The organism is Maribellus comscasis (assembly GCF_009762775.1).
Classification (GTDB): domain Bacteria; phylum Bacteroidota; class Bacteroidia; order Bacteroidales; family Prolixibacteraceae; genus Draconibacterium; species Draconibacterium comscasis.
The window spans coordinates 623,076-635,926 of sequence record NZ_CP046401.1 but is presented as its reverse complement, the minus strand read 5'-3'; the positions used below and the strand labels follow the sequence as shown (position 1 = coordinate 635,926).

Here is a 12,851-nt window from a genome sequence, read left to right as displayed (position 1 = left end):
GAAAAGATATGAAGGAATTTATACTGTTATTAGTCGCATTGGTAACTATCGGGAGTGCCGGAAAAGCACAAATCTTAACCAACCAAAAGTTCAACGGCTACCGTGCTATTTGGTTCGAACTCAACCAGAAATATGAATACGGCGACAAGTATTCCGGCGCGTTGGGAACTTACACCGCCAAGCATGTTCCTCTGGCAATTTATGCAAAGGAAGTGGATAAGACTTTTTTTGTATATGGAGGAACAACGAACGCCGATGAACGACACCTGCTTTGTATGATTGGCGAGTACGACCACAAATCGGGAATGGTTTCAAAACCGACGGTAGTGTACGACAAACAAGGTGTGGACGACCCGCATGATAATCCTTCGTTACTGATTGACGACGAAGGTTACATTTGGGTATTTGTAAGTGGGCGTGGACAAACCCGCCCGGGATTTAAATATAAAAGCAGAAAGCCGTTTGATATCAATGATTTCGAACAAATTACAGAAGAAGAAATGACCTATCCGCAACCTTGGGAAACGCAGTTTGGATTTTTTCATTTTTTTACAAAATACACCGGAGTTCGTCAGCTTTATTTCGAAACAAGTACAGATGGTATTCACTGGACCGACGACAAATTACTGGCTGCAATTCCGGTAAACGAAGGTGAAAAATCGGGCCATTATCAAACCAGTGCTTGTTTTGAAGGCAAAAAAGTAGGAACATTTTTTAACCGGCATCCCAATGGAAATGTAGATAAAAGAAGCGATTTGTATTATGTTGAATCTTTCGATTTTGGAAAAACATGGAATGATGTGCTTGGTGGCGAACTGGAACTTCCGTTGCTAAAAATGGATACACCGGCCCGTGTTGTAAATTACAGCGAACAGGGCAAAAATGTTTATATGAAAGACATGGACTTTGATAAGAATGGAAATCCGGTTTGTTTATATATTCGAAGCAACGGCCATGAACCTGGTCCGAAAAGTGCGCCTTACGAGTGGTGCATTAGCAAATGGGATGGTGTGAAATGGCAAACATTTATGATAACAACTTCTGATCACAATTACGACATGGGGAGTTTGTATCTTTCAGAAAAGGAATGGAAAATAGTTGGGCCAACCCAACCCGGACCGCAGAAATGGGGCGTTGGCGGAGAACTGGCCGTTTGGAGTTCAAAAAATAAAGGCGAGAATTGGAAACGGAAAAAAATGCTTACAAAAAACAGCAAATTGAGCCACTCTTATGTTCGTCGGCCGGTGAGTCACAAATCACCATTCTGTTTTTTCTGGGCCGATGGTGATTCTCATCAATTCAGTAAATCGGAGTTATATTTTGGCGACTTTGATGGAAATATATGGAAGTTGCCGTATGAAATGAAAAAATCGAAAGAAAAACCTGAAAAGATAAAGTAGCATATAAACTACTATGCCGTTTTCGTGCAGTATTCAGCAGGATGTGAGATGGAGTTTAAGTGTTTACTTTTAAAAAATCAGAACTTTAAAAATTTTACAATGAAACTAAAACTGACGATGCTTTTTCTTTTCCATTTTTTGTTGTTGAATAGTGTTTTATCAAAAGCCATTGAAAAGGCAAAAACAGATACACAGAAGCCCAATATCATTTTTATCCTAACTGACGATCAGCGCTGGAGTGCATTGAGATACGCAGGGAATGCTGTCATACAAACTCCTGAAATGGATAAACTGGCTGCGACCGGTATTTATTTTCAGCATGCTATTGTAACAACACCAATTTGTTCCGCCAGTCGTTCCAGCATTTTTACAGGTTTACACGAACGCACTCACAAGTATACATTTCAAACAGGTGCTATTCGTTCTGAATATATGGAAACTGCTTACCCCAGGCTATTAAAAGATGCCGGATATTACACCGGATTTTATGGTAAATACGGCGTGAATTTTCCCGGCAAAGAAGAACAATTTGATGTGATAGAAGACTATGACCGCAATAATCAGTTTAATGATTACCGGGGATATTATTATAAAACCTTGGATGGCGACACCGTTCATTTAACAAGATATACCGGGCAAAAGGCACTGGATTTTATTGACGATGTTCCTGCTGGAAAGCCCTTTTGTTTATCCTTAAGTTTTAGTGCACCTCACGCCCACGACGGGGCACCTTTGCAGTATTTTTGGCAGGAAGAACCGGATAAATTGTATCAGGGGATGGAAATGCCGGAAGCTGATATTTCCGATGATAAGTATTTTAATTCTTTGCCGTTACATGTTCGCGAAGGTTTTAACCGGTTGCGCTGGACATGGCGTTATGATACTCCGGAAAAATACCAGCACAGTGTAAAAGGATATTATCGTATGATTTATGGCATCGACCTGGAAATTGCCAAAATAAGACAGAAATTAAAAGAGACGGGGCAGGACAAAAATACGGTTATCATTTTAATGGGCGACAATGGACAGTTTTTAGGTGAACGCCAACTGGCCGGCAAATGGTTGATGTACGATAATTCCATTCGGGTTCCGCTCATTATTTACGACCCTCGGGAAAATAAACATAAAGATATAAGCGATATGGCGTTAAATATTGATATCCCGGCAACGATTCTGGATTTGGCAGGCGTCGAAATTCCGGAAGCGTATCAGGGAAAAAGCCTGGTACCGGTTGTTTCCGGTAAAGAAAAATCAATCAATCGCGATACTGTTTTAATTGAACACCTTTGGGAGTTTGAGAATATTCCACCAAGTGAAGGTGTGCGCACAGCCGAATGGAAATATATGCGATATATTAATGATAGGTCTGTGGAAGAATTGTACAATTTAAAAGATGATCCAAAAGAAATAAACAATCTTGCCGGTAACAGTAAATTTAAAAAAGTGCTCCGGGAATTTCGTGAGAAAAATGATGAACTCGCGAAAAGATATGCAGATCCTTATTCCGGAGTGCCGTCAGGTTTAACAGTTGAATACATTCGTGAGCCTCGTTATACAAAAATTATAGACAGCAAGCCCGAATTTAGCTGGATTGTGCCCGGGGAAGCAGTTATTCAAAAGGCATATCAGGTTTTGGTGGCCTCAAGTAAAAAGAATATTGACAATAATATTGGTGATATTTGGGACAGCGGAAATGTCAGAAGCAACAAGTCGACTGATATTGAACTGGGGAGTGAGCCTCTCAAACAAAATACGACCTATTTCTGGAAAGTCCGGGTTTTTGATAAAGATAACCGGCTGTCTGAATACTCAGAACCACAACAATTCACTACAGGCACTTTTGGCGATAAAGTTACTTCAGGAAATTGGTTTCAAATTGAAAAAATAAAACCAGTTACATTCAAAAAGAACCCTGAGGGCAGTTATTTTGCCGATTTTGGGAAAGATGCTTTCGGAACGCTTCGCATTAGCTATTCAACGAAACAAAAAGAAACAATTATTATCCGTTTAGGCGAAAAATTACTCGACGGAAAAATTGATCAGAATCCCGGAGGAACCATTCGTTTTACAGAATTGAAATTAGATGTGTCGCCCGAAAAAACCGAATATCAGATCAATCTCATTCCTGATGAACGTAACACAAAGTCGATGGCTGTTGCATTGCCCGATTCATTTCCGGTTATTACGCCTTTCCGCTATGCTGAGGTGGAGTGTGCCGGTACCCTTGAAGCAGATGATTTAACTCAGATTGCATATTTTAACTATTTTGATTACAGTGCGAGTTCATTTTCAAGCTCCGATGATATTCTTAATCAAGTGTGGGAAATGTGTAAATATTCGCAAAAAGCAACCTCATTTGCAGGATATTATGTGGATGGCGACCGTGAACGAATTCCCTATGAAGCCGACGCCTATTTAAATCAGTTGAGTCATTACTCGGTGGACAATGAATATGCGATTGCCCGGAAAACCATTGAATATTTTATGGATTATCCGACCTGGCCTACTGAATGGCAATTACATGTGGCGCTTTTGTTTTACCAGGATTATATGTACACCGGAAACACTGAACTTATCGAAAAATATTATGAGCCATTAAAATATAAAACCTTAATGGAACTGGAATATAAACACGGATTGATTAGCACTCACTCGCCAAACTTAAACGGTGAATTTATGGCGAAACTCGGTTTTGCAGATACAACACAGCGTGTTCGCGATATTGTGGATTGGCCACCCGCACAAAAAGACACCGGATGGAAACTTCCTAAAGACTGGCCACAGGGAGAACGCGACGGTTTTGTATTTACGCCAATCAGTACGGTTATCAATAGTTTTTATTACCAGAATATGAAAATTATGGCTGAATTTGCCCGCATTTTAAACAAAACGGATGAACAGCTGGACTTTGAGATGCGTGCGGCAAGAGTGAAAAAATCGGTTAACGAGTATCTGTTTAACAAAGAAGGTGGTTATTACAAGGATGGGATTGAGACCGATCATGGTGCTGTCCATTCAAATATGTTACCATTAGCCTTTGGTATTGTTCCTGACGCTTATAAAAAAAGTGTTGTTGATTATATTAAAACCCGTGGGATGGGCTGCAGTGTATATGGTGCACAATTTTTAATGGAAGGCCTCTACAATGGAGGTGCCGGCGATTACGCCCTGGAATTGATGACCGCCACCCACGATCGTAGCTGGTACAACATGATTAAAGTCGGTTCAACAATAGCAATGGAAGCCTGGGACATGAGATACAAACCCAATTCCGACTGGAACCATGCCTGGGGAGCTGCACCGGCGAACATTGTTCCACGTTATTTATGGGGGATTCGGCCCAAAACGCCAGGCTATGGCGAGGCAGTAATTCAGCCACAAATGAGTAGTCTTAAAACAAGTTCTGTTGTAGTACCTACATTAAAGGGACAGATTAAAGGTGAGTACCAGCTTGTAAATCAGCGTTTCCGTAAATACAATATTGAACTGCCGGCCAATGTGGTTGGCGAATTTATTCTTGATTTTTCTCCGCAGGATGTGGTAACCGTAAATGGCGAACCGGTAAATCTTTCGTTTGGAAGCATTCGGTTGAGTCCCGGGAAAAATGATATAGAAATCAGAATTAATACCTTTTAAGTGGCAAAGAAATAATAACCAACTAAAAATAATTTATCATGAAACGAATTTTTCTTCTGCTGGTCATAGTCGTTTTCTCAACGACAGTTTTTTCAGCCGAAAAACGGGACTTGTTACAAAAGGAAGCCGCCGAAATTAATTTGGCAGCGTCGTTAATCAAAGATTTTTCGGGGTTAGATTTTCCAGATTATGAATCACGTGCGTTTTGGAATTCTTTGCCGGAAGCTATCAAAAGTGAATACATAAAAGAGGCCGAAAGTTATCTCGATTATAATTGGCCGGTGGTAAAAGCAACCGATTATCTGGAAATTATTCGCTCCGGCGATCGTCGGCAACAGGTTTATGCAGCTCCACGTGCTGCTTTGCTTGCGTTGGTAATGGGCGAATTAACCGAAGGCAAAGGGCGTTTTATCGACCAGATTGTAAATGGTGTTTGGTATTACAGCGAGCAAACCTGGTGGGGATGGTCGGCGCATTTAACAGCCCAAAAAGCGCCCCACGGTTTACCTGATGTTGACGAACCTGTTATCGATTTAGGTGTGGGCGAAATTGCAAATATTCTTTCATGGACCTGGTTTTTGTTTAAAGATCAATTTGATGAAATTCATCCTTTGATTGCAAAACGTCTGAAAAATGAAATCATGAAAAAAGCAGTAATTCCATATTACGAACGTAACGATTTTTGGTGGCAGGGATTGGATGGAAGTCGGGATGTAAACAACTGGAATCCCTGGACAAATCATAATATGCTAACTGCAATTTTAATTCTGGAGGATGATCAGTCAAAAAAAATTGCCGGAGTTGAAAAATTGGTAAAATCGCTCGACCAGTTTATAAATGTTTATCCAAAAGATGGCGGTTGCGACGAAGGCCCGTCGTATTGGGGAAGGGCAGGTGCTTCGTTGTATCAAAACCTTGATTTGTTAAAGAGGGCAACCAATGGAAAATTTGATGTGTTTGACAACCAGTTGATAAAAAATATGGGAAGTTATATTTACAAAGCTTACATCAACTATCCGTATTTTATCAATTTTGCCGATGCTGACGCAACTACGGGAGGCCGCCCTCAAATTATTTACAGCTATGGAAAAGACATCGGCGATCCGGTGATGCAAAAGTTTGGCGCTTTTCTGGCAGAAAAACAGGATTGGGGTACAAAACCTCCGGGAGGTAAAGTAGATGAACAGATTATGCAGCTGATGCATTTGGATGAAATTAAAAATGCCGACCCAGAAAATGCATTAATCAGCGATTTTTGGTTGCCGGAAACACAAGTGGCCGGCGCGCGCGATAAAGCAGGTTCTACCGAAGGTTTCTTTTTTGCAGCCAAAGGCGGACATAATGCTGAAAGTCATAATCATAACGATCTGGGGACTTGTGTTTTGTATTTTGATGGAAAACCTTGTTTGGTGGATATTGGTCGGGAAACTTACACTGCAAAAACATTTAGCAGTAAGCGTTACGAAATCTGGACAATGCAATCGCAATACCACAATCTTCCCAAAATTAATGGAGTTGATCAAATGAACGGACGAAATTTTGTCGCAACAAATTCAACCTTCAGCGCCAATTCTAAAAAGGCAACGTTCTCAACCGATATTTCAAAAGCTTATCCTGAAGACGCTGCGGTTGATAAATGGGTAAGAACTTATACACTCGACCGGGGCAAAAAATTTACCATTGCCGATAATTATGTTTTAAGTGAAGTAAAAGATCAGCCCACAACTTTGAATTTTGTAACCAATTGCGACGTTCAAAGAAGGACCGAAGGAAAGCTGCGATTAAAAGGCGATGGATTTGTTTTGGAAATGAGTTACAATCCGAAAGTTGTAACACCAGAAATTGAATCCACAAAAATTACAGACGCAGGTTTAAAACGTTACTGGGACGGAATTAACCGGATTGTTTTCAAAATAAATAACCCAAAAGAAAAAGGGAAAGATGAGATTGTGGTGACAGAAGTAAAATAATATTTAAAACGTGATGAGATTTATTGCAAAGATAGCTGGCATAATTTTTTTTCTCGCACTGATAAGTTGCAGTACAAAGGAAAAAGCCGTTCCCTTTGTTTCAGACAAAGAACAAAATTATATCATTGAAACAGCAAATTCTTACATCGATAGTTTGCCGGTGACTGTGACAGCGTCAAAATGTGAGCGAAGTGCCGGAGGACTGCACGATTTTTATTCTGAAGGTGATTATTGGTGGCCCGACCCTGAAAATCCGGATGGTCCGTATATTCGAAAAGACGGGCAAACCAATCCTGATAATTTTGTGGCACACCGGCTGGCAATGATTCGTTTGAGTCAAATTGTAGGAATGCAAACTTCGGCTTATTTGTTAACCGGCGACGAGAAATTTGCCTTGGCAACACAAAAACATTTAGAGGCGTGGTTTGTCAATGCTGAAACCCGGATGAATCCAAGTCTTCTTTATGTTCAGGCAATAAAAGGCCGCGTAACAGGGCGTGGAATTGGAATTATCGATGCCATTCATTTGATTGAAGTGGCACGTTCCGTTGAAATTCTGGAGGGAAACAAAGCTCTGCCAGCCGAAACAATTTCCGGAGTAAAAAGCTGGTTTAGTGAATTTGTAAATTGGTTAACAACGCATCGCTACGGCATTGACGAGATGAACACAAAAAATAATCATGCCACCTGCTGGGTAATGCAGGTGGCCGCTTTTGCCAGATTGGTAGAAAATGACGAAGTCGTGGAAATGTGCCGGAATCGTTTTGAGAATATTTTGCTTCCCAACCAAATGGCGGAAGATGGTTCTTTTCCATTGGAATTGGAACGCACAAAACCCTACGGATATTCGCTTTTTAATTTGGATGCATTTTATACCTGTGCCGAAATTCTTTCTGATGAAAATCACAATTTATATACATTTATAACTTCCGACGGGAAAAAATTGGAGAGGGGCGCAGAATTTATGTTTCCTCATGTGAAAGACAAGTCGGCATGGCCTTATAAACACGATGTAATGTATTGGAATGAATGGCCGGTGCGGCATCCGTTTTTACTGTTTGCAGGAAAAACGTATAATAAGCCGGAATACATTGATTTGTGGAAAACGCTTGATGGCTATCCCAAAACGCAGGAAGTGATTCGCAATTTGCCCATTCGTAATCCGTTGATTTGGCTTTTGGATAAGCCGATAATTAAAAATAACTAAAAAAAAGTCGTTTGAAAAGACGTAAGTTTATACAAAACTCGATAGTTGCAGGAGTTTCAACTGTATTTTTACCGTCGTTTAGGTTTTCGGGAAAAAGCTTATTCCATTTAAAACTTATGACTGCAACCCGCTTGTATGATGGAGAAAAATGTTGGACTCACCCCCGCGCAGGAATTATTCCTGATGCAAATAACAGTAACGATCCGAAAGTGATAATGACCATGAATAGCCTTGACTTAGCGGGAAGTGATGTATTTAAAGGTATGTTTGGACTTGAAAGTTTAAATATGGGTGAGACCTGGACAGAACCCAAACTGTTAACAACACTGGCGCCGCAGGTAGAAGAAATAGATGGGGAACAAAGACCGGTCGCAGTTAGCGACTTTTGGCCCCGCTGGCATTCAAAAGCAAAAACGCTTCTTGGAACCGGGCATACTGTAGCTTACACAAGGGATTGGAAAGTGACAAATCCACGACCCAGGCACACCTCATATTCAGTTTACAACTTAAAAAGTGGAAATTGGAATCAATGGAGAAAGTTGGAAATGCCTGACGAGGCTAAATTTTATAACTCAGGAGCCGGATGTGTACAAAGGTACGACCTCGAGGATGGACATATTTTGCTCCCCTTTTCCTTTAAACCAACCGGGGAAAATTCACGAGTTGCAGTTGCAAAATGTATTTTTGATGGCGAAACATTAACATATCTCAACCACGGTTCTGAACTTGAATTAAACGATGAAACCCGTGGTTTGGGAGAGCCGTCTGTAACAAGGTTTAATGGAAAATATTTCCTAACCATCCGAAATGACAAAATGGGTTTTGTAACAACCAGTACCGACGGTTTAAACTTTGGAAAAATAAAGCCCTGGGTGTTTGATGATGGAAGTGAATTGGGGAGTTATAATACACAACAGCACTGGGTAACCCACAGCGAAGCTTTGTTTTTGGTATACACAAGACGGGGAGCTGACAATGATCATGTTTTTCGTCATCGTGCACCACTGTTTATGGCACAAGTAGATACGGAAAAACTCTGCGTAATTCGCGAAACAGAACAAATATTAGTCCCTGAACGTGGTGCACGGTTAGGGAATTTTGGAGTAACCGCTGTTAGTGAAAATGAAAGTTGGGTAACTGTTTCCGAGTGGATGCAGCCTGAAGGTTGCGAAAAGTATGGTAGCGACGGTAGTGTTTTTGTCGCCCGTATTCGTTGGAATTCGCCAAATAAATTGTTCAAAATTTGATTTTCTTGAAGAAAATTGAGGCAACTTGTCACTAAAATTAGAGATAAACCGCCAAATCAACCGATATTTTGCGATGGATTTATTTTTGTTGATTGCTTTTTCCATTAATTTTGAATGACAACAGTTGCACAATGAAAGAAAAGGAACTCAAATATAAATACCTGGAAATTTGTGAAAATCTTGCTGGAAGAAAGTTGAAGCCGGCGTTTGATTTATTGGGAAAACTGATTCATGAAAATGGATTGGTGCAGTTTTCCGATGAATACAGAACGTTGGAAGAAACTTACCATTACATGCTGAAATACACGGTTGAAGGGATTCAGGATCCGGAAAGGCAAAAAATTTACAGGAAACTGATTGTTTCGGTTTATGAACTGGCAGACAAGTTGAATGAAGCATTGAAAATGAAATTTTCTTCGTCGGTGGAATACGAGAAGAAAAGGGTTTTTAAAGAAAATTATATCAATGATTTTTCAAAGGAGCTTTCTGCGTTAGAAGATTTTTATGTTGATAAAGAACTGAAATCGTTAATTGAAGAAGGCGAAATTAAAATAAGCGATGAAAAAGCTGATGCCAGAAATCATCAGCAGAAAATGGTACAGTTGTTTTATCATTTTTGGTTTCGCGATGAATATTCAAATGAAGAAATCAATTTCTTAAGAAAGTTTTTTTCCAATGAGCAGATTTCAGAATCCTACAAAGCGTTTGTTATATCTTCTGTTCTACTCAGTCTTCAGCGTTATTTTAGTCCTGAAAAATTCGAATTGTTTTTTGAATTGTATGAATCCGAACAAAATGAAATTAGTCAGCGGGCACTAATTGCCTTGCTCATCAATTTTTTTCGTTACGATTCGCGCATGCAATATTATCCGGCTTTGGTTGGGAGATTAAAAATTTTAAATGAAGATCCTTCATTTAAAAGAAACCTGGAACAGGCAGTGTTACAGTTGGTCCGGAGTAGGGAAACGGAAAAAATTCAGCAAAAAATAAAGGATGAGATCATTCCTGAAATGATAAAAATAAGTCCGAATCTGAAAGATAAAATTAATCTTGATAGTTTGATGGACGACAGTATTTCGGATGATAAAAATCCGGAGTGGGAGGAGATTTTTAAAGAATCGCCCGGATTGATGGACAAAATGGAAGAGTTCTCTGAACTTCAAATGGAAGGGGCGGATGTGTTTATCGGTTCGTTTTCGATGTTGAAATTATTTCCGTTTTTTAATGAGATAAGCAACTGGTTTATTCCTTTTTTTAGTGAGAATCCGCAAATTTCACAAGACATTAATTTGGATGACGAATTGAACCGAAAATTTGTTGAAACCATTAATAGTGCACCAATTTTATGCAACTCCGACAAGTATTCGTTTTGTTTTAGCATTCAGAATCTGCCTGTTGAAAACCGTGAATTTATGGCGCAGGGTATGAAAGCAGAAATGGATCAGTTTAACGAAATTGGGAAAGATGAAGAGATGACTGCCCCGGGAAAACAGGCCGGTTTTATTTCCAATCAATATGTTCAGGATTTGTACCGCTTTTATAAACTCCACCCACGGAAAGAAGGTTTTGAAGATATTTTTAGCTGGCGGTTCGACTTTCATAACTCGGAAACCATTGGCGAGATTCTGAAGGAAGACGTAAAAATTTTACGAAATATTGCCGAATATTATTTTGGGAAAAATTATTTTGACGAGGCAGTAGAAATCTATAATTATTTGCTGACCATTGAAAAAGGTGGTGAAATTTATCAAAAGATAGCTTTCTGTTATCAGAAAATGGGAATGTTCCGGAAGGCGTTGGACAATTATCAGAAAGCCGAGTTGTACGAGCTAAACAAATTGTGGAATTATAAAAAGATTGCGCTTTGTTACCGTAATTTAAAACAGCCGGCAAGTGCGCTTGAATATTACCGCGAAGCGGAAAAAATCGATCCGGAGAATTTGAACATTCAACTTTCTATAGGACATTGTTTGCTTGAGTTGGGCGAATTTGAAGAAGCGCTGAAATGTTATTTTAAAGTGGAATATTTGTCACCGGGAAATAAGAAGGTGTGGCGCCCAATAGGCTGGTGTTCGTTTGTGAGTGGCAAAAAGCAGCAGGCTGAAAAATATTTTCAGAAACTAATTGATGATGAGCCAAACAAACACGATTTGATGAATATGGGGCACGTACAGTGGAGTTTGGGTAGCCGGAGAAAGGCACTGGATTTCTACAAAAAATCAGTGGAGAAAAATGATTTTACAGAACAGGAGTTTTTCGATGTGTTTGAAGAAGACTACCATCACTTGGTTGACCAAGGCGTAAATCAGGAAGATGTGCCAATTATGTTGGATCAACTGCGATATTTTATTGAAAATTAGAAGGAGTCAGATTTAAACAAAACCCGGATTCATCCGGAACCCGGGTTTTGTTGTATTTCGTACAGAATAAATTACGATACTAAAATTTTTGTAGTCAGGTTATTGACACTGGTTTCAATTCCTTCAAACGGTTTTCCATTTCCCTGATTATCGTCTTCAACAAAGAAATTTTTCAATCCGGCAGTTTCTCTGGCTGCGTAAATTCTTTCGAAATCAATCAACCCGGAACCTACTGATGTGATATCATCTTTAATTACATCGTAGAAAGGAGCGCTTTGTTCCGACATATCTTTGAAGTGCCACAACTGGAATCTTCCCGGATATTTTTTGAACATTTCTACCGGATCCTGCCCTGCTTTTGTTGCCCAGTACAAGTCAAGTTCCATGGTAATCAGATCCGAATCCATTTCTTTCAGGAAAAGATCATAATAAGGAATCATTCCATCCATTTCTTTGAATTCGAAATTGTGGTTGTGGTATGCGAATTGAATTCCTACATTTTTCATGATTTCTCCAACATTATTCCAGTCGGCAATCATTTTTTTGTAGGTTTCAATATTTCTGTCTTCGTCGTTAATCCATGGTTGAACGCAGAATTTAACACCCAATTCGGCGTGAGCGTCGGCCAATAATTTTGCACTGTCGGCCGTAACTACTGCCGATTCTACTGCGGTGTGGCTGCTGTTGGCTTCCATTCCCAGATCATTCACCATTTTTTTGAACTCAGCAGGAGTGTAGCCGTAAAATTTGCCGTCAGCATAACTGGCAAGTTCTACATATTTATAACCTAAATCCGAAACTTTCTTTAATGAGCCTGGAACATCTGCAGCCATTGCATCACGAATGGTATAAAGTTGTAATCCAACACCAAAACTCTTTTTATCAGCTGCAGCTCCCGATGTACAAGCTAACGGACTTAAAGCCATCAACCCAACTGTTCCTGCTGCCGAAACTTTTAGGAAATCCCTTCTGTTTTTCAATGTCATCTTTTTGTTGTTTTTTTAGTTTGATTAATTTTCATTTCATAAAAA

Annotated in this window: 7 protein-coding genes; 6 read left to right on the top strand and 1 reads right to left on the bottom strand. The window is 39.7% G+C overall.

Annotated elements, in window-relative coordinates; genetic code table 11:
* The first annotated feature begins 8 nt into the window (after window positions 1–8).
* The 6 genes from GM418_RS02625 to GM418_RS02600 all read left to right on the top strand — a co-directional run bounded on the left by GM418_RS02625 (window position 9) and on the right by GM418_RS02600 (window position 11,820).
* A complete protein-coding gene (locus tag GM418_RS02625) occupies window positions 9–1,400 on the top strand; it encodes a BNR-4 repeat-containing protein (protein WP_158862862.1) in 1,392 nt (463 codons plus the stop codon).
* Between the two features lie 99 nt (window positions 1,401–1,499).
* On the top strand, window positions 1,500–5,036 hold the full coding sequence (locus GM418_RS02620; RefSeq protein WP_158862860.1) for an alpha-L-rhamnosidase-related protein: 3,537 nt from the start codon (window positions 1,500–1,502) through the stop codon (window positions 5,034–5,036).
* Between the two features lie 38 nt (window positions 5,037–5,074).
* Window positions 5,075–7,006, top strand: coding sequence for a heparinase II/III domain-containing protein (locus GM418_RS02615; RefSeq protein ID WP_158862858.1), 1,932 nt, complete (start codon window positions 5,075–5,077; stop codon window positions 7,004–7,006).
* A gap of 13 nt (window positions 7,007–7,019) precedes the next feature.
* Window positions 7,020–8,213 (top strand): alginate lyase family protein, encoded by a 1,194-nt coding sequence (locus GM418_RS02610; RefSeq protein WP_158862856.1) that lies wholly within the window; start codon window positions 7,020–7,022, stop codon window positions 8,211–8,213.
* Between the two features lie 11 nt (window positions 8,214–8,224).
* The gene (locus tag GM418_RS02605) at window positions 8,225–9,460 is read left to right on the top strand and encodes a sialidase family protein (RefSeq protein ID WP_158862854.1); all 1,236 of its coding nucleotides are present in this window, start codon (window positions 8,225–8,227) and stop codon (window positions 9,458–9,460) included.
* Window positions 9,461–9,591: 131 nt separating this feature from the next.
* Complete coding sequence (locus GM418_RS02600) at window positions 9,592–11,820, top strand: tetratricopeptide repeat protein (RefSeq protein WP_158862852.1); 2,229 nt, start codon at window positions 9,592–9,594, stop codon at window positions 11,818–11,820.
* Window positions 11,821–11,891: 71 nt separating this feature from the next.
* Here the strand turns inward: GM418_RS02600 and GM418_RS02595 are convergent, their stop codons facing one another.
* The gene (locus GM418_RS02595; protein WP_158862850.1) at window positions 11,892–12,800 is read right to left on the bottom strand and encodes a sugar phosphate isomerase/epimerase family protein; all 909 of its coding nucleotides are present in this window, start codon (window positions 12,798–12,800) and stop codon (window positions 11,892–11,894) included.
* Window positions 12,801–12,851: the final 51 nt, after the last annotated feature.